General features: G+C 67.1%; 12 protein-coding genes. 8 read left to right on the forward strand and 4 right to left on the reverse strand.

Annotated features, from left to right (window positions below):
* The first annotated feature begins 330 nt into the window (after positions 1 to 330).
* The 3 genes from ACFPN5_RS22660 to gudD are packed head-to-tail and all read left to right on the forward strand — an operon-like array spanning position 331 to position 6,327.
* Positions 331 to 3,075, forward strand: coding sequence for an exo-rhamnogalacturonan lyase family protein (locus ACFPN5_RS22660; protein WP_379786110.1), 2,745 nt, complete (start codon positions 331 to 333; stop codon positions 3,073 to 3,075).
* A 32-nt stretch (positions 3,076 to 3,107) separates the two neighbouring features.
* Positions 3,108 to 4,940 carry a glycoside hydrolase family 2 protein gene (locus ACFPN5_RS22665; RefSeq protein ID WP_379786111.1) on the forward strand — a complete coding sequence of 611 codons (1,833 nt, stop codon included), beginning with the start codon at positions 3,108 to 3,110 and terminating at the stop codon, positions 4,938 to 4,940.
* A 46-nt stretch (positions 4,941 to 4,986) separates the two neighbouring features.
* Positions 4,987 to 6,327, forward strand: a complete 1,341-nt coding sequence (gene gudD / locus ACFPN5_RS22670; protein ID WP_379786112.1) for a glucarate dehydratase — start codon at positions 4,987 to 4,989, stop codon at positions 6,325 to 6,327.
* A 155-nt stretch (positions 6,328 to 6,482) separates the two neighbouring features.
* Here gudD and ACFPN5_RS22675 read toward each other — a convergent pair whose 3' ends face one another.
* The 3 genes from ACFPN5_RS22675 to ACFPN5_RS22685 are packed head-to-tail and all read right to left on the reverse strand — an operon-like array spanning position 6,483 to position 10,090.
* Positions 6,483 to 7,808, reverse strand: coding sequence for a DUF3422 family protein (locus tag ACFPN5_RS22675; RefSeq protein ID WP_379786113.1), 1,326 nt, complete (start codon positions 7,806 to 7,808; stop codon positions 6,483 to 6,485).
* A 41-nt stretch (positions 7,809 to 7,849) separates the two neighbouring features.
* Entirely contained in the window at positions 7,850 to 8,659 is an 810-nt protein-coding gene (locus ACFPN5_RS22680; RefSeq protein ID WP_379786114.1) for an NAD-dependent epimerase/dehydratase family protein, read from the reverse strand.
* A gap of 51 nt (positions 8,660 to 8,710) precedes the next feature.
* Positions 8,711 to 10,090: a right-handed parallel beta-helix repeat-containing protein gene (locus ACFPN5_RS22685; protein WP_379786115.1), complete on the reverse strand. Its 1,380-nt coding sequence runs from the start codon at positions 10,088 to 10,090 to the stop codon at positions 8,711 to 8,713.
* 204 nt (positions 10,091 to 10,294) lie between these two features.
* On the opposite strand from ACFPN5_RS22685, the gene ACFPN5_RS22690 reads away from it, so the two are divergent.
* The 4 genes from ACFPN5_RS22690 to ACFPN5_RS22705 all read left to right on the forward strand — a co-directional run bounded on the left by ACFPN5_RS22690 (position 10,295) and on the right by ACFPN5_RS22705 (position 20,033).
* Positions 10,295 to 13,264, forward strand: a complete 2,970-nt coding sequence (locus ACFPN5_RS22690) for a glycoside hydrolase family 2 protein (protein WP_379786116.1) — start codon at positions 10,295 to 10,297, stop codon at positions 13,262 to 13,264.
* Positions 13,265 to 13,285: 21 nt separating this feature from the next.
* On the forward strand, positions 13,286 to 14,008 hold the full coding sequence (locus ACFPN5_RS22695) for a GntR family transcriptional regulator (protein WP_379786117.1): 723 nt from the start codon (positions 13,286 to 13,288) through the stop codon (positions 14,006 to 14,008).
* 257 nt (positions 14,009 to 14,265) lie between these two features.
* The gene (locus ACFPN5_RS22700; protein ID WP_379786118.1) at positions 14,266 to 17,955 is read left to right on the forward strand and encodes a TonB-dependent receptor; all 3,690 of its coding nucleotides are present in this window, start codon (positions 14,266 to 14,268) and stop codon (positions 17,953 to 17,955) included.
* 86 nt (positions 17,956 to 18,041) lie between these two features.
* Complete coding sequence (locus ACFPN5_RS22705; RefSeq protein ID WP_379786119.1) at positions 18,042 to 20,033, forward strand: rhamnogalacturonan lyase; 1,992 nt, start codon at positions 18,042 to 18,044, stop codon at positions 20,031 to 20,033.
* 45 nt (positions 20,034 to 20,078) lie between these two features.
* Here the strand turns inward: ACFPN5_RS22705 and ACFPN5_RS22710 are convergent, their stop codons facing one another.
* Positions 20,079 to 21,545 carry a sialate O-acetylesterase gene (locus tag ACFPN5_RS22710; RefSeq protein WP_379786120.1) on the reverse strand — a complete coding sequence of 489 codons (1,467 nt, stop codon included), beginning with the start codon at positions 21,543 to 21,545 and terminating at the stop codon, positions 20,079 to 20,081.
* Between the two features lie 272 nt (positions 21,546 to 21,817).
* Here ACFPN5_RS22710 and ACFPN5_RS22715 point away from each other — a divergent pair, with 272 nt between their 5' ends.
* A complete protein-coding gene (locus ACFPN5_RS22715) occupies positions 21,818 to 22,264 on the forward strand; it encodes an SRPBCC family protein (RefSeq protein WP_379786121.1) in 447 nt (148 codons plus the stop codon).
* Positions 22,265 to 22,323: the final 59 nt, after the last annotated feature.

Consider the following 22,323-nt stretch of genomic DNA (forward strand, 5'->3'; position numbering starts at 1 on the left):
ATAGTGCTGCAACCAGTGTGAAAGTAGGTTATCGTCAGGCTAGTTATAAAGGAAAAACCCGTTCAGTGATCTGAGCGGGTTTTTTTTCGTCTGATGGTTTGTCTCCACGCGTTGTTGCCGTAGCGGACGGTGAGACCGCGTGCGCACGAGTGCGCTCCCTGCAGAACGAACACTGGGCCTGCGTGCGCGCTGCCTTGCTGCCTGCTAGCTTGTTCCAATCATCACCATGAGTGCACCAGCGCGTCTCCTGAAACTATACTGCACAGCATACTAATATATTAGCTGCCTGCAGAGCCTAGCCGGGCAGCCTCTCTTGAGGAGCGCCCGGCAATGACGTTTCATTCTCGACGACGGTTTCTTGGAGCCGCTGCCGCGGCCTCGGCCTTGCCCGCTTTCGTCGGCGAGGCGAGAGCCGAGACGGCCAACACCGGCCAACCGGCAGTAAGGTTGTCGCCCACGGTCTTGCGCTGGCTCGACGGCCAGCCGCCGGCACGGTTCGAAGGCGCCACGCTGGGCGTTCCATGGCCACGCGGCGCGATGAAGCCAGGTGCGAAGCCCGGCCAGGCGCTCCGCTTCGCCATTGCAGGGGAGGGCGGCCACCTCGCCGTCCAGTCCTGGCCGCTGGCTTACTGGCCGGATGGTTCGCTCAAGTGGACGGCGCATGCGGTCGCCGGCGGGCGCCCGGCCGGCTACATGACGCTACAGCCGGGTGCAACGCCTGCGGCCGGCACTGTCTCCGTCAAACAGGGCACGAGCCAGGTCACGGTCACCTCGCGCGACCTGGTGTGGACCATCCCGACCTCGGGCGCGCATCTCGTCACGACCGCCAGCCGCGGCGGCCGCGTCACCCTGCGCGACCTGCGCCTGGTCGCGTTGCGCCAGGATGGGCCCGAACCGGAGGGCGCCGGCACGGTTACGCGCCAGCCCTTTACCAGCCGCACCAGCCGCGTCACGGTCGAGCAGACCGGCCCGGTGCGCGCGGTGGTCAAGATCGACGGCACCCACACTGGCCACGGCCGGGACTGGCTGCCGTTTTCGGTGCGCCTGTACTTCTATGCCGGTTCCGACAGCGTGCGCATCGTCCACTCCTTCATCTACGACGGCGACCCCGCCAGGGACTTCATCGCCGGACTGGGCGTCACTGCCACCGTGCCGCTGAGCGACGCCAGCCATGACCGGCATGTACGCTTCTCCGGCGAGGGCATCGGCGTATGGGGCGAGGCAGTGCGCCCGGTAACGGGGTTGCGCCGCGATCCCGGCCAGGCCTGGCGCGAGGCGCAAATAGCCGGCCAGGCACTGCCGCCCCTCGCCGGCATGGCGAAAGCGGTGCAGGATGGCCTGCAATGGGTACCCGAATGGGGCGATTTTTCGCTGTCCCAGCCGACGCCCGATGGCTTCACCGTCCGCAAGCGCACTGGGTCGGGGCGTGCCTGGATCGACAGCAATGCCGGCACCCGCACCAACGGCCTGGCCTATGTCGGCGGCGCGTCAGGCGGCGTGGCCCTCGGCCTGAAGGATTTCTGGCAACGCGCCCCGACCCAGCTCGACGTGCGCCGGGCGGCGAGCGAGGCCGCCGAACTGACGGCCTGGTTGTACTCGCCCAACGCGCCGGCAATGGACATGCGTTCCTATCGCGGTCTCGACGGCATGGACACGCACGAAAAACAGATCGCGGGCCTGAACATCACCTATGAGGACTACGAGGCCGGTTGGGATTCCTCGGTCGGCGTCGCACGCACCTCGGAACTGCAGCTGTGGGTACTCGGCGGCACGCCCTCGCACGAGGCTTTTTCCGGCATGGCCGAGCAGGTTGCCAATCCAGCGCGCCTGGTCGTGGCGCCGCAACGCATCCACGAATGCGGCGTCTTCGGCGACTGGGACGTGGCGCGCGCCGACACTCCGGCCCGCAAGATGGTCGAGGACTGGCTGACCTTCCAGCTCGACCAGTATCTGGTCGAGCGTGAACAGCACCGCTGGTACGGCTTCTGGTCGTATGGCGACGTGATGCACGCCTACGACGGCGACCGCCACATGTGGCGCTACGATATCGGCGGCTACGCGTGGGACAACTCGGAACTGTCGACCGACCTCTGGCTCTGGTACAGCTTCCTGCGAACCGGCCGCGCCGACATCTTCAAGTTCGCCGAGGCGATGACGCGCCACACCGGCGAGGTCGACGTCTACCACCTGGGCCGCTTCAAGGGCTTCGGCACCCGCCACGGCGTGCAGCACTGGTCGGATTCCTCGAAGCAGCCGCGCGTCTCGAATGCCGCTTACCGCCGCATCTACTACTTCCTCACTGCCGACGAGCGCACCGGGGACCTGATGCGCGAACTGCTCGAGTCGGATGCCGATCTGCACAAGGTCGATATCTCGCGCAAGCTGCCGCCATCCGCAGCAAGGGAAACCCCGTCCGGCCTGGTGAATGCGGCCTTCGGCACGATGTGGGGTTCGCTGGTGGCGGCCTGGCTGGCCGAATGGGAGCGGACCAACGACCCACGCTGGCGCGACAAGATCGTGAATGGCATGGAGAGCATCGGCCGGCTCAAGCGCCGCTGGTTCGCGGCCTCCGCGCCGTACGACCCACGCACCGGCAAATTCAGCGGCCCCGGCGAGCATGTCGCGATCTCGCAGCTCAACGGCGTGTTCGGGGTGGTGGAGATGAGTTCCGAATTGCTGACCCTGGTCGATGTTCCCGCCTACCGGACGGCCTGGCTGGAGTACTGCCGCTACTACAACGCGCCGGTCAAGGAACTTGTCGGCCTGCTGGGCAAGGACCCGGGTGGACGCGCCCAGGAAGACTCGCACTCGCGCCTGACCGCCTACGCCGCCTGGCACGAGCGCGACCGCGCGCTGGCCCTGCGCGCCTGGCGCGAACTGCTTGGCAACGGCGGCTTCCTGACCCGCGAACGCACCCGCCGCGTCGATGGCCCGGCGGTACTGCGGCCCCTGGTCGAGCAGCCTGGCATCGGCACCAACGGCGCCGCCCAGCGCAGCCTGGCTGCCATCCAGAACCTGGCCCTGGTAGGCGGCAGCCTCGACGAAGCCATGCGCGCCGCAGGTATCCTGCGCTGAGCGCCTACATACTCTACTTGACCTGAGAAACCATGAATAAACTCGCCACCGTATTCTGGATCGTCGTCGGCGCGCTCGCCAGCCTCCCCACATGGGCCCAGGACCTGCGGCCCGCTTTCCTGCTGACCGGCGCCCACGCCCGCGACAGCCAGGACTTGTCCGGCCAGTGGACCTATTCGAAAGACCTGTACCGCACCGGCCTCACCGACATTAACGGCTGGGTCGCCAAGTCGCGCATGCAGCGCTACCGCGACATCGACGTGGCGGCCGTCGAGGCGAAGGGCGGGGCCGACTTCTTCGAGTTCGACCTCGACCGCGGGCCGCTAATGGCCATCCCCGGCGCCTGGAACGCCGCTACACCCGAGCTGCGCTATTACGATGGCCTGGTCTGGTTCCAGCGCAAGTTCGCGGCCAGCCCGCAGCCCGGCAAGCGCGCCTTCCTGCGCTTCGAGGCCGTCAACTACCGCGCCTACGTTTACCTGAACGGCAAGGAGATCGGTCGCCACGAGGGCGGTTTCACGCCCTTCGTGCTGGAAGTGACGCAGGCCCTGCGCGCGGGCGAGAACCGCCTCGTGGTGGGCGTCGACTCAACCCACGACGCGCAGTCGATCCCGACCACGATCACGGACTGGGACCTGTACGGCGGCATCACGCGCCCGGTGCGCCTGATCACCACGCCCGCTACCTTCATCGATGACGCGACGCTGGCCTTGCGCCCGAACGGCCGCATCAGTGGCGAAGTGCGGCTGCAGGGTCCGGATGCCGCGAATCAGCAGGTGAGCCTGGCGATCGGCACGGTGGCGTCGGTACGCGCCGTCACCGACGCCAGCGGGCGCGTCGTGTTCGACCTGCCTGCCCCGAAAGCGCTTGCGCGCTGGACGCCCGAGCAGCCGACCTTGTACGACGTGCGTTTCTCCGTCGCCGGTGACGTGCTGCGCGAGCGTATCGGTTTTCGCACGATCGAAGTGAAGGGCAGCCAGATCCTCCTGAACGGCAAGCCGCTCTACCTGCGCGGGATGTCGCTGCACGAGGAGGAGTTCGGCCCAAACCCGGCGCGCAACATCACGGAACAGGCCTCGCGCGCGCTGCTGCACGAGATCAAGCATGGTCTGAAGGGGAACTACGTGCGCCTGTCGCACTACCCGCATTCCGAAACCACGGTGCGCCTGGCCGACGAGATGGGCCTGCTGGTGTGGAGCGAAATCCCGGTCTACTGGACGGTGGACTGGGACAACCCGGCCGTGCTGCGCAAGGCGCTCGCGATGCAGGCCGAAACCATCTACCGCGACCGCAACCGCGCCTCCGTCATCCTCTGGAGCGTCGGTAACGAGACGCCCGTGTCCCCCTCGCGCACGCGCTTCCACGGCGCCATGGCCGACAACGTGCGCCAGCTGGACCCGACCCGCCTGGTCAGCGCCGCGCTGCTGGTCGAGCGCCAGGGCGATGTGCTGGCGATCCAGGATCCGCTGATCGACAAGCTCGACGTACTGGCCGTGAACACCTATGCCGGCTGGTACGGCGCCGACACGCTGGACGCGATCGCCAACCTGACATGGAAAGTGCCGTCGGACCGTCCGCTGATCCTGTCCGAGTTCGGTGCCGACGCTTTGGCCGGCTACCGCAATGACGGCAACAGGAAATTCACGGAGGAGTACCAAGCCGAGTACTACCGCAAGACGCTGGCGATGGCAGACCGGATCCCGACGCTGCGCGGCATGTCGCCCTGGATCCTGAAGGACTTCCGCTCGCCGCGCCGCGAGCACCCGGTATTCCAGAACGGCTGGAACCGCAAGGGCTTGCTGTCCGAGACGGGCGTGCGCAAGCAGGCCTTTGGTGTGCTGCGCGACTATTACCACACTAAATAAAGTCCGGCCCCGGCCTACCCCCATCACTGACACTTTGGAGTCACCCATGCATACCAACGTCACCAGCGCCCCTGTGGTCACCGCCATGCGCGTCGTCCCCGTCGCCGGCCAGGACAGCATGCTCATGAACCTCTCCGGCGCCCACGGCCCCTGGTTCACCCGCAACATCCTGATCCTCACCGACAGCGCCGGCAACACGGGCCTGGGCGAAGTGCCGGGCGGCGAAAAGATCCGCCAGACCCTGGAAGACGCGCGCCCGCTCGTCGTCGGCAAGACCATCGGCGACTACAACGCAGTGCTGAACGCCATGCGCACGGCCTTTGCCGACCGCGATGCCGGCGGGCGCGGCCTGCAAACCTTCGATTTGCGCACGACCATCCACGCCGTTACCGCGATGGAGTCGGCCCTGCTCGACCTGCTCGGCCAGTTCATGAACGTACCCGTGGCTTCCCTGCTGGGCGAAGGCATGCAGAGGAATAGCGTCGAGATGCTGGGCTACCTGTTCTACGTGGGCGACCGCAACAAGACTGATCTCGCCTACCGCGCCGAGCCCGACGCGAGCGACGCCTGGTTCCGCTTGCGCAACGAGGAAGCCCTGACCCCGGAAGGCGTGGTGCGCCTGGCCGAAGCGGCGCGCGAGCGCTATGGCTTCAACGACTTCAAGCTCAAGGGCGGCGTGCTGGCGGGCGAGGCCGAGATGGAGGCGATCGTCGCCCTGCACGAGCGTTTTCCTGATGCGCGCGTCACGCTCGACCCGAACGGCGCCTGGTCGCTCGACGAGGCGGTGCGCCTGTGCCGCGACAAGCACGGCATCCTGGCCTATGCCGAAGACCCGTGCGGCGCCGAGAACGGCTTTTCGGGCCGCGAAGTGATGGCCGAGTTCCGCCGCGCCACCGGCCTGCCGACTGCGACCAACATGATCGCCACCGACTGGCGCCAGATGGCGCACTCGATCTCCCTGCAGTCGGTCGACATTCCGCTGGCCGACCCGCATTTCTGGACCATGAGCGGCTCGGTGCGCGTGGCCCAGCTGTGCCAGATGTTCGGCCTGACCTGGGGCTCGCATTCGAACAACCACTTCGATATTTCGCTGGCGATGTTCACCCACGTCGGCGCCGCCGCGCCGGGCAAGGTGACGGCGATCGACACCCACTGGATCTGGCAGGATGGCCAGCGTTTGACGAAAGATCCGTTGAAGATCGAAGGCGGGATGATCCATGTGCCGGCTAAGCCGGGCCTGGGCATCGAGCTCGACGAGCTTGAATTGGAAAAGGCGCACCAGGCTTACCGCAACATGGGCCTCGGCGCGCGTGACGATGCGGTGGCGATGCAGTACCTGGTGCCGAACTGGCGCTACGATAACAAGCGGCCTTGCCTGGTGCGTTGATCAGGCGCGGCGGCTTATCGGCTGGTTGAACGCGTGCGCGGCGTTGACGCCGCGGGTTGTTCATGCAGTCGAGTGTAGCCGCACACGCGTTCAACCAGCCCCGAAAACCTCGCGTCGTGTCCCCGGTCCGTTGAACGCGTGCGCGGCTGCGCCGCTCAGTGCCGCGACCGCCCAATCCGCCGGTGCACCCGCCGCTGTGCCAGCCAGACGGCGCCGGCCACTAGCGGCACCAGTACGCCGAGCGCGATCTCCGGGTTGATCGGCAGGCCGGCCGCCTTGGCCGCCTTGCCCGCATAGCCGAGCAGGCCGACCAGGTAGTAGGAGATCGCAGCCACCGACAGGCCCTCGACCGCCAGCTGCAGCCGCAGCTGCTGCGCGGCGCGGGCGTTCATCGATTCCAGGATGCGGCGGTTCTGCATCTCCTGCACGATGCCGACCCGGGTGCGCAGCAGGTCGTTGGTGTCGGCCAGGCGCCGGCCCAGCGCATCCTGGCGCGCGCTGGTAGCGTCGCAGGTGTGCATCGCCGGCGCCAGGCGACGGTCCATGAATTCCTCGACCGTGGGCGTGCCCTCGATGCGCACTTCGCGCAGTTCCTCGATGCGGGCGTGCACGATGCTGAAATAGGCTTTCGAGGCGGAGAAGCGGTAGCCGTTGTCGAGGATGAGTTTTTCCAGCCGCGCGGCCAGGCGCGTGATCTGGCCCAGCAAGCGCTGCTCGCCGTCGGCCCCCTGGTCGGGCTGGGCCGTGTCCGTCGCCACCATGGCGCCGGCCAGCGCCGCCAGCTCCGCTTCGATGCGGTCCAGCTCCATGCCGACCGCGCGCGCAGCTGGCAGCCCGAGCAGGGCCATCATGCGGTAGGTTTCGATCTCCAGCACGCGCTGCACCAGCCGCCCGCCCTGCAGGTCGCGCATGGCGAGGTCGCGGATCACGAAGCGGCTGAAGCCGTCCGCCTGGATGGCGAAGTCGGTGCACAGCTCGGCGCCCTGCATGACGGAGGACCCGGCCAGCAGGTTGCGTTCGAACACGTTGGGGAGGCCGGACGCGTCGGCGTCGCCCGGGACCAGGGCCACGTGCGCAGCCGCCATCAGCCGGCCCTCGAGCTGGGCCAGCCAGGCCACCGGCAGGAAGGCCAGCGGCATGTGCCCGAACGCCTCGTGCAGCGCCAGGCCGGGAGGCAGGGGAGCGGCGACGGTATAGGTCGCGAACTCGGTATGGCATTCCCATTTCAGGCAGAAGCTGCCGAAATCGTGGAAGAAGTGGCTGCTGCCCGGCCCTGGGGCGCTCACCCCGAAATGCTCGCACAGCGCCGCCAGCAGGCGCTGCTGCACATGCGCCTGCGGCGGTCCGCCCTCGGCACTGTGGCAGATCGCCAGGTGGGTGATCGCTTCCGGGGCGTCGAGCCGCAGGAAGGGACGCGAATGCAGTTCGGCCGCCAGCGGCACGCGCGATGGATGGTTCAGCGAACCATTGAAGTCTCTCAAGCAGCCCTCCGGTGTGTGCACGTCAATACAACGCTACCATATCACGACGGATACTTCGGTCCCATGTTCAGGAAAGGGCCGCCCTGGTGCAGGGTCGTGAGGTCGTCCGCGGGCGGGTAGTCGCCGCCCGCCGGCAGCTTGTGCGCGAACTGCGCCGAGCTGTCCTTCGGACGGAAGCACAGGTGGCGCGCGTGGCGGTCGTCCCACCAGCGGCCCGGATTGTCCGACACGCCGAAGGTGACGGTATGGCCTACCCGTGGCGTCACCAGCGAGCGGTGCAGCAGTTCGACCAGGTCGTCGAGGCTGAGCCAGGTCACCATCTGGCGGTGCGTGGTCGGCTCGGGGAAGCAGTAGCCGATGCGGATGCACACCGTCTCGACCCCGAAGCGGTCCCAATAGAAGCGCGAGAGCGACTCGCCCCATACCTTCGACAGGCCGTAGTAGCCGTCCGGCCGCGGCGGCATGCTGGCGTCGACCAGTTCGGTGGTCTCGTACATGCCCATCGTGTGGTTACTGCTGGCGAACACGACGCGCCGGATGCCCAGCTTGTGCACCGCCTCGTACAGGTTCACCAGGCCCAGCAGGTTGGCCTGCATGATGGGCGCGAACTCGACTTCGGTGGACACGCCGCCGAAGTGCAGGATGGCGTCGACGCCCTCGCACATGCGCATCACCGACTCGCGGTCGGCCAGGTCGCATTGCACGACTTCTTCGCCCGGGCCGGCCGGGCCGATGTCGGCCACGTCGGCCAGGCGCACGATGTCGGAAAATGCGTTCAGGCGCTCGCGCAGGCGGCGGCCGAGGTTGCCGCCTGCGCCGGTAAGGAGGATGCGTTTGAATGGTTTGGTCATGGTTTTACGAGACGAGTGAAAGCGAAAGGAATGTGGGGAGCGCGCCGGCGGTCATGGCGCTGCCCCGGGCTTGGCGGGCTTGGGCGGCGCGGGCGCGGCGCTGTCCTCGAAGGCGCCGAGGTCCGGCGCAGCGCCAAGGTAGGGCAGGCCGACGTCGACGCCGCGGTCGACCAGGCCGCTCGCGGCGGCCAGGCGCAGGGACGGCAGCCGGGGCAGGGCGCCGCCGGGCAGGCGCGGCGCGTCCCAGCCATCGAGCGCGACCGCCTGGAAGTCGGCGGTCGAGGGCGGCACGGGCAGGTTCCAGCTGTTGTGCGCATGGTCGGCGCCATCGATGCTCGCCACCGGGGCGTCGCCATAGGCCAGGTTGTTGCGCAGGATGCCGAGGTTGAGGGGCGCGCCGGCCGCATCAATGCCGAGCATGTTGAAGCCGGCGCGGTTTCCGGCCGCCGTGTTGTTGTAAAAGTAGCTCGCCACCGGATGGTGGTTGGCATAGAAGCCCCAGGACTTGTTGGCGAAGGCGACGTTGTTGCGCGTGATGTGGCGCGGCGCGCCGGCTACATGGCGCCGCGCGAAGCCGCCGATCTTGAAGCCGTTGCCGTTGCCGGCCGCGAGCGGCGTGGCCGTGCCCGGGATATAGCCGTGTCCCCAGGACCAGGAGTCCTCGATCACGACGACCGACTCCGAATGGATGGTGTCGTAGCCGTCGTCGGTATTGGCCCAGGCGCGGCAGCCGCGGATCACGTTGCCAGGCTGGTCGCCGCGCACGTGCACGCCGAAGCCGTCGGCATTCTGGCCGGGGCCGCTCTTGCTGTAGGGGTCGTAATTGTGGTGCGAATCGCTGTTGAGCACCAGGTTATGGCTGCCGTGGGCGATGAACAGGCCAGGCCCCATGTGGTGATGGGTGTCGATCTGCTCGAAGGTATTGTGGCTGCCGCTGTTCAAGATGCCCCAGGACTCGTTGTTGAGCCGGTTGCCCGGCTGTTGCGGCGCACCTGTCACTTCCAGGCCTTTCAGGTGCAGGTGGCTGGCCGTTACGTTGAAGGCCTTGACGCGGCAGTTATCCCGCATCCGCGAGAAGTCGAACACCGGCCGCTCGCCTGGGTAGGCCCAGTAACGGATCGGCTGCCCGGGCTTGCCGCTCTTGCCGAGGGTGATCGCGTTGACGGTGCCGGTCATGCTCGCGCAGGCGTCCAGCGCGGCCGTGTAGATATAGGCGCCGCCGCGGAAATACACGGTGTCGCCCGGCAGGGCGCCGGCCTCGGCCCGTGCGACGCTCTTCCAGGGCGCGGCCAAGGTGCCGGGGCCGGCGTCGTTGCCGCCCGGTGCCACGTAATAGGTCGCAGCGCCCGCCATGCCGCAGGCCGCGAAGGCGCCCGGCACGAGAGCGAGCATGAGCGCGCGCAGGATCGGACACTGCTGTCTGTGTTGCATCCTCATCCTGCTTCCGTCATGGGTGTTGTGTTGGTGGCGCCTGCCGCCCATCATTACCGGCTGATTCGCCGCGCCAGTCAATGAACCGATCACGATTGCTCACCATGTTGAGTAATTGGCGGCGGGCGCGCGCAGGCGGATCCGGATGCGCAACAATGGCCAGGCTAAACAACTAATATATCAGCGCTATCACCATCGGGTCCCATGACAAATCGCCCTGTTTTCCCACACCGCCTGGCTCATGCCCTGGCGCTGGCCGGCCTGCTGTGCGCGAGCGCGCTGCCGGCCCATGCCGCGCGCGCCCAGTACGACTTCAATCCCGGCTGGAAGCTGCACGTTGGCGACCCCCGGGATGCGGCCGAGGCATCGTTCGACGACAGCGCCTGGAAAGCGGTGACGCTGCCGCGCGCCTGGAACGAGGATGACGCCTATGGCAAGGACATCGTTGACCATTCCACGGGTGTGGCCTGGTACAGAAAACACTTCCAGCTCCAGAACCACCAGCCCGGCCAGAAGGTGTTCCTCGAATTCGAGGGCGCGCGCCAGGCGGCCGAGGTCTATGTCAACGGCAAGCGCATCGGCCTGCACGAAAACGGCATCAACGCCTTCGGTTTCGACATCAGCGCCGCGCTGCTGCCGGGCGATAACGTGGTGGCGGTGCGCACCGATAACAGCTGGGACTACCGCGAAAAGGCCACCAATCAGCGCTACCAGTGGGCCGACAAGAATTTCAACGCCAATTACGGCGGCTTGCCGAAAAACGTGCGCTTGCACGTCACCGAACCCCTGTACCAGACCCTGCCTTTGTTCTCGACCCTGGGCACGACCGGCGTCTATGTCTACGCGCGCGACTTCGACATCAAGAAGCGCAGCGCCACCATCTGGGCCGAGTCCGAGGTGCGCAACGATGCGCCGCAGGCGCGCACGTTTATCTATGAAATCGAGCTGCGTGACAAGGACGGCAAACGGGTCGCGCGCTTTGCCGCCCCGTCGCAAACGGTGGCGCCGGGCGCCACCACGACCGTGAAAGCGAGCGCGCTGGTAAAGAATCTGCACTTCTGGAGCTGGGGTTATGGGTACCTGTATGACGTGGTCACTACCCTGAAGGTGAACGGCAAGCCGCTCGACACCGTCACCACGCGCACGGGTTTCCGCAAGACCGAGTTCGGCCAGGGCGTCGTCAAGCTGAACGACCGCGTGCTGCAGATGAAGGGCTATGCCCAGCGCACCTCGAACGAGTGGCCGGCGGTCGGGATGTCGGTGCCGGCCTGGCTCTCCGACTACGGCAACGGCATGGCGCTGGCCAGCAATGCGAACCTGGTGCGCTGGATGCACATCGCGCCGTGGAAGCAGGACGTCGAATCGCTGGACCGCATCGGCCTGATGCAGGCCATGCCGGCGGGCGACTCCGAGAGGGACGTCGACGGCCGGCGCTGGGAGCAGCGCGTGGAAGCCATGGTTGATGCCATCGTCTACAACCGCAACAGCCCGAGCATCCTGTTCTACGAGTCCGGCAACAAGGGCGTGAGCGCGGAGCACATGCGCGAGATGAAGACCCTGCGCGACAAGTACGATCCCTACGGCGGCCGGGCCGCAGGCAGCCGCGAGATGCTCAGCAGCGAGCTGCAGCAGGTGTCCGAATACGGCGGCGAGATGTTATACATTAATAAGAGCGCGCGCATGCCGATGTGGGCGATGGAGTACAACCGCGACGAGGGCGCCCGCAAATTCTGGGATGACTTCACGCCGCCTTTCCACAAGGACGGAGACGGCCCGCTGCATAAAGGTGAGTCGGCTGCCGCCTACAACCGCAACCAGGACAGCTTCGCGCTGCAGAACGTCTCCACATGGTACGACTACTGGCGCGAGCGCCCGGGCACCGGCACCCGCGTGTCGAGCGGCGGTGTGAACATCATTTTCTCGGACAGTAACACCCACCACCGCGGCGCCGAGAACTACCGCCGCAGCGGCGAAGTCGACGCCATGCGCATCCCGAAGGACGGCTTTTTCGCCCACCAGGTGATGTGGGACGGCTGGGTGGACGTGGAAAAGCCGCGCGCCCATATCGTCGGCCACTGGAACTACACACCCGGAACAAAAAAGCCGGTGCACGTGATCTCGAGCGCCGACTCCGTCAAGCTGCTCCTGAACGGCAAGGAGGTCGGCGCCGCGAAACAGAGCAAGCGCTTCGTGTTCACGTTTGATGACGTGGCCTGGCAGGAAGGCGAGTTGAAGGCGGTCGGTTACGACGCACGCGGCAAGAAGATTTGCGAGGCGATGCTCGCCACGGCGGGCAAGCCCGCGGCGCTGCGCCTGACGACGATCGCATCGCCGCACGGCCTGCGCGCCGACGGCGCCGACCTGGCGCTGGTGCAGGTGGAAGTGGTGGACGCGAAGGGACGGCGCAACCCGGTCGCCCTCGACACCGTGCACTTCGACCTGCAAGGCCCGGCCGAATGGCGCGGCGGGATCGCGCAGGGAAAGGACAATTACATCCTGGCGCGTTCGCTGCCGGTGGAAGGGGGCGTGAATCGCGTGCTGGTGCGCAGCACGCCGCAGGCCGGCAGGATCGTCGTGCGGGCCCGGGCCGAGGGCCTGGCGCCGGCGCAAGTCGCGTTTGCCTCGGCGCCGGTCCGGGTCGCGGCCGGGCTGGCCCCGCTGCCGCAGGCGCAGCCGCTGTTCCTCGGGCGCGGCCCGACCCCGGACACGCCCTCGTTCAAGGTCAGCCGCGTGGCGGTGCCGGTGGCGTCGAGCACGGCGCCGAGCAATGGCGCGAGCACCGCGCTCAGCTATGACGATGACGAAACCACGACCTGGGCCAGCAAGGGCGGAGAAGCGGCGGAAATCACCTACACGCTGGCACGCCCGGCGCGCCTGTCCGAGCTGGCGCTGAAACTGACCGGCTGGCGCGAGCGCAGCTACCCGCTGCGCATCAGCGTCGACGGCGAGGAGGTGTATGCTGGCACGACGCCGAAGAACCTTGGCTACGTGACGCTGCCGCTCAAGCCCAGGCTCGGCAGCACGGTACGCATCGCGCTCGACGGCAAGGTGGACGAAGCGGGCGCCATCAAGCTGACGGAAGTGGCGAACCAGGCCAACGTCGACACCGGCGGCAAGGCGCTCTCGACAAGCGCGCTGTCGATCGTCGAGGCGGAATTCTACGAACTGCCCTGAACTTACCCGCAGGAGGACGCGATGCCCTTGTTTGACGCCACCTTTCGCCTCGACCGCTCGCGCAATGCGACGGTCCAGGTGTTCGAGCACCTGCGCGAGCTGATCGTCAGCCTGGCCATCGCGCCGGGCACGGTGCTCGCCCGCCCGCAGCTGTGCGCTTACTTCGGCCTGTCGCAGGCGCCGATCCGCGAGGCCCTGCTGCGCCTCGAGGAAGAGCGCCTGGTCGACATCTACCCGCAGCACCAGACGCGGGTGCGCGCCATCGACCTGGCCTCGGCGCGCCAGGCGCATTTCCTGCGCCTGTCGGTCGAACTCGAAATGGCGCACCTGATGGCCCAGGATCCGAACCCGGCGCTCGAGCGCACCCTGCTCGAGCTGGTGGCGCGCCAGCAGGCCTGCCTTGCCGCCGGCGACCTCGCCACGTTCACCCGCCTCGACATGGAATTTCACCGCGCCCTGTACGAGGCGGCGGCCTTGCCCGACCTGTGGTCGATGATGCGCAGCTGCAGCGGCAATCTCGACCGGCTGCGGCGGATGCACCTGCCGCTGCACCGCAAGGCCGAGTCGATCCTCGAGCAGCATGCCCGCATTGCGCGCTGCATCGGCGCGGGTGACGCCGCCGGCGCACAAGGCCTCGTGCGCGAGCATTTGTCGGGCACGCTCAATGCGCTCGATGCGCTGCGCGAGCGGTATCCGGATCTGATGCTGCCGGCGGACTTTGCGCCGCCTTCGATGGCGGCGTGAGTTCGGGGCAGGGCGTAGGTACCGGAGGTTCAACCGGCCCGTGCGCATCACGCACGCCCATTCAATCACCGCATTGATCATTCCGTGACCCGCGAGCGACGCATATCGCTCAAGCCGGTGATTGATTCTCGCGCACGCCTCCCAAGGCCCGGTTTCCGACCCTACACTAACGCTCAGATCGCATCAACCAAAGCGCGGCGCCCGGCGGGCAGCGGCGCGACGAGAACAGGCCCCCAAGGGCCATCATGGAGACGACAATGCATGACATCCAACCGGGGCTGCGCCCCCATCGCCTGAGCGTGGCCGTTTCACTCGCGCTCGCTTCCCTGGTCACCGCGAATGCCGCCATGGCGCAGGCACAAACGCCGCAGACGCCGCAGGAACCGACTGCCAGCACGGCCGCCAACAGCAGCGTCGCCACCGGCGAGGGCCAGATCGCCACCGTCACCGTCTCGACCCGCCGCTCGCAGCAGTCGAGCATCCAGCGCAAGAAGAACGCCGCCACGTCGATGGACTCGATCGTCGCCGAAGACGTCGGCTCGCTGCCGGACCGGAACATCGGCGAAGCGATCTCGCGCATGTCGGGCATCGCGCTCGACCGCGGCGACTTCGGCGAAGGCGTCAGCGTCGCCGTGCGCGGCAACGGCCCCGACCTGACCCGCGTCGAGATCGACGGCCAGGGCGTGCAATCGGCCGGCGGCACCGACATGAACGGCGGCGGCAGCGGGCGCGGCACCGAGTTCCGCCAGCTCTCGGCCGACCTGATCAAGAGCGTCGACGTGGTCAAGGGCTCGACCGCCGACATGACCGAAGGGGCGCTGGGCGGCGGGATCATCATCAAGACCCGCACCGGCCTGGACTTCAAGGAGCCCTTCGTCTCGGTGCGCGCGGCGGGTACCCAGAACAGCCTGAACGAGAAGTGGTCGCCGGACGCAAACGTGATCCTGGCCCGCAAATTCATGGACGGGCGCCTGGGCGTCATGCTCAATGCGTCGGCCTCGAAGCACCAGAACGAATCGCACTCGATCCAGGTGGCCACCAGCGCCAACCAGGGTTATGCCCGCCTGCTCGACTTCGACAATTCGCCGCAGAAGACCTTCACCTTCAATCCCTCGACGCTGAACATGCTGGACCCGGCATCGACCCAGCCGACGGCAAGCTATCCGTACACGACCAGCGGCAGCTTCAATGGCGCCACCCCGCTCGAAATCCTGACCCGCTCGGCGGCCGCGCAGTCCAAGGCCGACTGCTACGCCGCCTTCCCGGTCCTGTCGGCGACCTCGCCGGTGCTCGCGAACATGGGGGCGACCAACCGCACCAATTCGATCAACATGCGCAGCAACGAGTTGATCACCTGCCTGAACCAGTGGAACGACTACACGCCTTCGCTGGTGCGCAACATCCTCAAGCGCGAAGTCGACAAGCGCCAGAACCTCGACCTGCGCTTCGATTTCAAGGTCAACAACGACCTGACCGTGTATGCCAAGGGCAGCTACAACAAGCGCGAGGTCGATAACGACTTCCTGACCTATGGTCTGGGCGGCATGGCGGTCAACACGGGCGGCACCTTTGTGGACACCAACGGCCGGCGCGCCGTGGCGCCGGGCGCGGCTGGGGCCGGATACTTCCTGTACCCGGGCACCACCAGCTATGTCAGCGGCCAGCCGCTGGTGACGGGCGCGGTGGCCAACGTCAATCCGGCCTCGGTCGTGGTCGACGCCAATCACCACGTGACGAAGTTCGGGATCAGCAACGGCAACGCGGGCACCGACCAGATCCGTGCCGAGATGGGCACCACCTCGAAATACGTCCAGCTGGGCGGCACCTTCAAGCGCGACGGCTTGACGGCGGAATTCTTTGTCGGCGACGCCAGGTCCGAATTCTATCGCGGCGACAAGCGCACCACCTTCTCCTACGATTACGGTCCGGCCACTATGAGCGTGCTGCCGAACGGCCTCTGGGCCTACGAGCTGCCGGCCAACTTCGACCAGTCCAACCCGGCCAACTACGTCCAGCTCAATCCAGTGCTGGCCAGCGGCGCGGTGGCGGCCAGCGGGACCAACATCAACTCGATCCCGGCCTATACCGCCGCCCAGCAGCCACGGCTGACGGCGGCGCCGCAGCTGACCTGGACGCCACGCATCATCGAGAGCGAAGAGCGCACCGCCAAGCTCGACATCGCGTATTCGCTGCCTGAAAGCATCCCGTTCTTCAAGCGCTTCAAGACCGGTTTCAACCTGCGCGACACGGCCAGGGACAACTTCAACGGCAACGGCGTGACCATTCGCGCCGCGCAAGGCACCACGCCGGGCATCGTCGTGCCGCAGGGCTTCATCCGCAGTTCCTTCGTCGGCTGCGAAAACACGCCTGGCTCGCTCGCTGCCGGCGGCAACGCCTGTAAATACGGGTTCGTGCCGAACAACACCTACGCGGCGGCGAACAGCGGCCAGGTCGTCATGACGCCGGCCGACTTCCAGAACGTCATTGCCCAGTCGCTCGTCGGCAAGGCCACGGAGACCTCGTTCTTCAACGGCGCCAAGGATGCCCCTGCAGGCCTGGTCAACAACTGGACCCAGATCGACGTCGACAAGGTGTTTGCCCTGTCTGGCGTGCCGAACATCAACTACGACTGCGTCAAGGAGTGCAAGGGCAGCGACGGCCAGGTCTACCAGCAGCCGCTGGCGAAGGTCAAGGAACGCAGCCAGGCTGCCTACGTGATGGCTGATTTCGGGCTGACGAACATCCCGTTCACCGACCGGGCGCTGCCCTTCGGCTGGGAAATCGACGGCAACCTCGGCTACCGCATCGTCCGCACCAAGGTCGACGGTACCGGCGTGATGACCTTCCGCTCGATCACCAAGACCGGCTCCTACGACCGCGCCAACCCGAATGCGGCATCCGGCATCGTCACGACCGAGGTGTCGCAGAATACGGCGATCAGCGCCAAGACCACCGACTTCCTGCCGATCTACAACCTGGCGCTGTGGGTCGTGCCGGACCAGCTGGTCCTGCGCTACAACCGTGCCCGTACCGTGGCCCGCCCACCGGTCGAGCGCCTGCTGCCTGCCGGCGTCTGCATCAACGACGAACGCCTCAGCGACAACGGCGAAGAAGACCAGCGCTGCACCAGCACCGTCGGCAATGCCAAGCTGGCGGCGCAGCGCAACCTGAACCAGGACCTGAGCGCCGAGTACTACCCGAGCAAGGACACCATGTTCTCGCTGTCCTACTTCAAGCAGAAGGGGCTCGTTGGTCCGTCGATCACCCAGGGCGTGAATTCGGTGCCGCTGTTCGCCGGCTCGAGCGTCATCGACCCGGGCACCGGCCGTCCGCTGAGCGACCTGAACTTCGACTACACGACCTGGATCAATGGCGTCCCCACCACCCGCAAGGGCTGGGAATTCGGTACCAAGACCGCCTTCACCTTCCTGCCGTCGATCCTGCGCTACACCGGCTTCGATGCGAACTACACCAAGCTCGCATCGGTCAGCTCGACCCAGAACGTGGTCGACCTGATTACCGGCGACATGATGCCGCCGCTGCGCGAGGCGAAAAACTCGTACAACTGGGCCTTGTGGTACGACGACGGCCGCCTCTCGGCGCGCGTCGCGGTGCAGGCGGTGGACCGCACTTTCACCTGTATCGCAGCCTGCTCGGCAAACAGCGTGAACAACTACCCGAACGCCTTTGGCAACGGCCGTCCGCTGCCATGGAACCCCGGTTCGCCGAACTTCCGCGACGCGACCCGCTACGTCGACGCCAAGCTGGGCTACAAATGGTCGCCGAACGTCGAGATCTTCGTCGAGGGCCGCAACCTCGGCAACGCCACCACCTCGAACAGCCAGGGCCAGTACAGCCCGTTCGCGGACGGCATCCCGAACCTGCTCGACTATGCCTACTCGGGCCGCCGCATCATGGTGGGCCTGAACTTCCGCACCGGCGGTTGATTGCCCGGGCCGCTCCAGGTTCGATGGCAACGGAGCCGCCCTGACGGGCGGCTTTTTTCAATGCACAGCATGGAATGGGAATTGCGATGAACAGATTCATATTGAGCCAGCGCCTGGCCTTGGGCGCAGCAACACTCGGCTTGTTTGCAGTATCGGCAGCGGCGGCAACCGCGGCGCCGCGCTGGATGGAAGCGCTGGACCGGGGCGCGGTGGCGGTGCCCGCCAGGGACGGCGGCAACCTGGTCAGCTGGCGCCTGCTGGCGAGCGACGCGCCGAACACCGAATTCGACGTCTACCGTGACGGTAGGAAGATCACCGCCCGCCCATTAAACGGCGGCACCAACCTGGTCGACAAGGACGGGACACCCGCATCGACCTATGTGGTCAAGACCCGCGCCCGCCGCAAGGACATCGAGAGCAGCAGGCCGGCCGCCGTCTGGAGCGAGGGGTATCTGAACATACCGATCCAGCAGCCGCCGGGCGGCGTCACGCCGGCGGGCGACAGTTATACCTACGTGGCCACCGAGGCGAGCGTCGCCGACCTCGATGGCGACGGCCGCTACGAGATCATCCAAAAATGGGATCCGTCGAATGCCAAGGACAATGCGTTTTCCGGCTACACGGGCGAGGTCTATCTCGACGCCTATACCCTTGAAGGCAAGCGCCTGTGGCGGATCAACCTGGGACGCAACATCCGCGCCGGGAACCACTACACCCAGTTCCAGGTGTTCGACTACGACGGCGACGGCCGCGCGGAACTGGCCGTGCGCACCAGCGACGGCACGATCGACGGCGCTGGCCGCGTGCTCGGCGACTCGAATGCCGACTGGCGCGAAACGGGCGGCGAAACACCGACGGGCGACCGCACCGGCAGCACGCAGAAGGCCGACGGCAGCATGGTCGCCACCTTGCAGGGGCGGATCCTGAAGGGCCCCGAGTTCCTGACGATTTTCGATGGCGTGAGCGGCAAGGCGCTGGCCAGCGAGCCCTACTGGCCGGCACGCGATCCGCGCACCGATGCGCCGAGCGCCGCGCAAATGAAGGAAACCTGGGGCGACAGCTCCGCCAACCGCTCCGACCGCTTCCTGGCGGGCACCGCTTACCTCGACGGTCAGCGCCCCAGCATCGTCATGGCCCGCGGCTACTATGCGCGCACCACCGTGGCTGCCTGGGACTGGCGCGACGGCAAACTGACGAAACGCTGGGTGTTCGACAGCGCGGCGCCCGGCATGGAAGCCTGGGGCGGCCAAGGCAACCACCAGCTGGGCGTGGCCGACGTCGACGAGGACGGCAAGGACGAAATCGTCTACGGCGCGATGGCCCTCGACGACAACGGCAAGCCCTTGTGGAATTCCGACCTGCGCCACGGCGACGCCATGCACCTGGGCGACCTCGACCCGACGCGGCCCGGCCTCGAGAAGTTCGGCGCCCATGAAGACGTGCGCCGCAATGGCGGCATCGGCGCCGCCATGCTCGACGCGCGCACCGGCAAGGTCTTGTGGAGCACGCCGGCGGACAAGGACACGGGACGGGGCGTGGCGGCCGACATTGATCCACGCTGGGCCGGGGCGGAAGCCTGGGCGAGCAACGGCGCGGCCTTGTACACGGCACAGGGCAAGCCGATCGAGGGTGTGCGCCATCCGCGCGAAGCCAGCTTCCTCGTCTGGTGGGACGGCGACGACCTGCGCGAGCTGTTCGACGGGAACCGCATCACCAAATGGGACTGGATGGCCGGCCGCTCGAACAACCTGCTCGAGGCCAGCGGCGCGACTCACTCGAACGGGACGAAGAACGTGCCGGTGGTGTCGGCCGACCTGTTCGGCGACTGGCGCGAGGAAGTCGTGTGGCACACGCTGGACCAGAAATCCCTGCGCATCTACACGACGCCGTATCCCACCCCCCGCCGTCTGGTGACGCTGATGCACGACGCGCAGTACCGCGTGGCGATCGCCTGGCAAAACACCGCGTACAACCAGCCGCCGCACCCGAGCTTTTACCTGGGCGACGGCATGAAGGCGCCGGCGGCGCCGAACATCGTCGTGCGCAAAGCGCCTGCGGTCAGCGCCGACAAAAGGTGATCGGGATGCAGGTGGGCCGGGCGCCAGCCCGGCTGGCGGCCATCCTCAGCGCGACAGCGGGTTCGACGGAATCGGGTGTTCCGAGCGGAAGGGCAGGGCGGGCAGGCCGGCCCGGTTGACCAGGTTTGGCACCGCCGCCTCGTGCCAGCCGAAGCGCACCGAGCGCGGCGCGGGCACGGCCGGGCTGCTGACCACGACCTGGTCGCCGTCGACCCTGGCGCTGGCCTGGTGGAAGCGTCCGTCGGCGCCGGCGATCTCGAACCAGCTCAGGGCCGCGTTTTTGTCACCATCGCGCGCGCCCAGGCCTTGCGCATGGTCGAAGCTGACGATGGCGCGCCTGCCCTGGATGCGCAGCGAGCGGAAGGTCGGGCCGAAGGGCTCGATGCCGGCGCGGCCATAGGTTTTGGCGAGCGCCAGGTTGGCCAGGCGCAGGCCGATCGACCCCTTGTCGCGCGGATGAATGTCGCGCAGGTCGTCGGCGAGGTCGGTCGTGACGATCATCGCCGTGTTCGGGATGCGCAGCGCATCGGCCTGGGCTTCGCGCAGGCGCGGCAGCGACTCCGTGCCATGCTGCACCTGGTCGGCGCGCAGCACCGAATACAGGTGCGGCGCCAGCTGCACATAATAGAATGGTAGCTCCGCCCCGAAGGCCTGGCGCCAGCCCGCGACCAGCGCCTCCATCTTCGGCGTATAGGCCGGTCCGTCGTCGGTGCCGATGATGTTCGATTCGCCCTGGTACCAGAGCGCGCCGCGCAGGCCGTAGGGCGCCAGGCCGGCGACCATCCCGTTGTAGAGGGTCGATGGCCGGTCCTTGCTGTCGACGGGCCCCGCTGCAACCAGGCCCGGCGGAGTCCAGGATTTGATGCGCGTGCCGCCCCAGGTCGCGTCGATCAGGCCGACCGCCGTGCCAAGCTCCTGCTTCAGGCGCCGTCCGAAGTAATACGCTGCGGCCGAGAACTGGCTCGCCTCGATCGCGGCGGGGGAGGTGCGCACCCAGCTGCCAGTGACGTCGCCGGCCGGCTGGTTGGCCTTGACCTTCGCCACCTTGAAGAGGCGGATGTCCGGATGGTCGGCGCCGGCGATCGCCGCGGCCGCGTCGAAGGTCGGGCGCTGGCCGCGTTTCTCGCCGAGCGGCTTTTCCATGTTGGACTGGCCCGAAGCCAGCCACACTTCGCCGACCAGCACGTCGTTCACCACGATGGCGTTGTGCTCGCCGCGCACGGCCAGCACGCCGGGCGCCTGGCCTGGGCCGGTCTGGGCGCCACTCAGGTCCAGGTCCACGCGCCAGCGGCCGTCCGCGCCCGCGCGCGTGGCCCGCGTCTGGCCGGCGAACTCCACCGAGACCGCTTCATTCGGCGCAGCCCAGCCCCAGACCGGCACCGCGGCGCCGCGCTGCAGCACCATGTGGTCGGAGAGGATGGCGGGGAGGCGGACCTCGGCATGGGCCGGAGCGGTCAGCAGGGCCATGGCCAGCAGGGCGGCGCCGGGGAACAGGGCGGGGGGAATGCGCATTCGTGGCCGCGCGCGGAAAGGTAGCGTCGTCATCGCCCGAGTATTCATTCCCGGCTTCGATGGTGTCAACAGGCGGGGGGACGGTTGTTCTATTCAATCAGCCCCATGAGCGCATCATGGCGAGGACGGCCGAAGTCCGGGTCATCCGCGCTGCCGGTGAAAGAGCAGGGCGCGATCATGAAAAAATGTCGCCCCGATGTCGAACTTCCCGCATCCTGTTCGTCGTACAGTCAGAGGGTCGTCCTCTTCAACGTTCAGAACAAGGAGTGATCATGACTACCAATACCGTCGAGCTTCACCGCGTCTTCAAAGCCAGCGCCGAGCGCGTGTATCGCGCCTTCGTCACGCCGGGCGCCTGGGCAAAATGGCTACCGCCGCATGGCTTCATCGGCACCGTGCACGAGATGGACGGCCGGGTGGGCGGCCGCTACCGCATGTCGTTTACCAATTTCACCACCGGCCACAGCCATGCGTTTGGCGGCGAATACCTGGAACTGGAACCGGGCAAGCGCCTGCGCTACACGGCCGCCTTCGACGATCCGGGCCTGCCCGGGCAGATGCAGACCACGGTGCAGCTGCGCGACGTGTTCTGCGGCGTCGAGGTGCGTATCGTGCAGGAGGGGATTCCCGCAGCCATTCCGGCCGAGGCCTGCTATCTCGGCTGGCAGGAGTCGCTCGAGCTGCTGGGGAAACTGGTCGAGGCGGAAATCAGGGACTAGGCAAGGTGCATGCGTGCATAATGGTGTCGAGAAGCAAACTATCCGCTGCTGCAACCACA

It is taken from the genome of Massilia niabensis, from assembly GCF_042655085.1.
Classification (GTDB): Bacteria; Pseudomonadota; Gammaproteobacteria; order Burkholderiales; family Burkholderiaceae_D; genus Telluria; species Telluria niabensis.

Bases quoted from the DNA above. Each gene is read 5' to 3' on its own strand.
- ACFPN5_RS22715 (WP_379786121.1), top strand. From the start codon at position 21,818: ATGACTACCAATACCGTCGAGCTTCACCGCGTCTTCAAAGCCAGCGCC.
- ACFPN5_RS22700 (WP_379786118.1), top strand. From the start codon at position 14,266: ATGCATGACATCCAACCGGGGCTGCGCCCCCATCGCCTGAGCGTGGCC.
- ACFPN5_RS22685 (WP_379786115.1), bottom strand. From the start codon at position 10,090: ATGCAACACAGACAGCAGTGTCCGATCCTGCGCGCGCTCATGCTCGCT.
- ACFPN5_RS22710 (WP_379786120.1), bottom strand. From the start codon at position 21,545: ATGCGCATTCCCCCCGCCCTGTTCCCCGGCGCCGCCCTGCTGGCCATG.
- gudD (WP_379786112.1), top strand. From the start codon at position 4,987: ATGCATACCAACGTCACCAGCGCCCCTGTGGTCACCGCCATGCGCGTC.
- ACFPN5_RS22660 (WP_379786110.1), top strand. From the start codon at position 331: ATGACGTTTCATTCTCGACGACGGTTTCTTGGAGCCGCTGCCGCGGCC.
- ACFPN5_RS22680 (WP_379786114.1), bottom strand. From the start codon at position 8,659: ATGACCAAACCATTCAAACGCATCCTCCTTACCGGCGCAGGCGGCAAC.
- ACFPN5_RS22665 (WP_379786111.1), top strand. From the start codon at position 3,108: ATGAATAAACTCGCCACCGTATTCTGGATCGTCGTCGGCGCGCTCGCC.
- ACFPN5_RS22690 (WP_379786116.1), top strand. From the start codon at position 10,295: ATGACAAATCGCCCTGTTTTCCCACACCGCCTGGCTCATGCCCTGGCG.
- ACFPN5_RS22695 (WP_379786117.1), top strand. From the start codon at position 13,286: ATGCCCTTGTTTGACGCCACCTTTCGCCTCGACCGCTCGCGCAATGCG.
- ACFPN5_RS22705 (WP_379786119.1), top strand. From the start codon at position 18,042: ATGAACAGATTCATATTGAGCCAGCGCCTGGCCTTGGGCGCAGCAACA.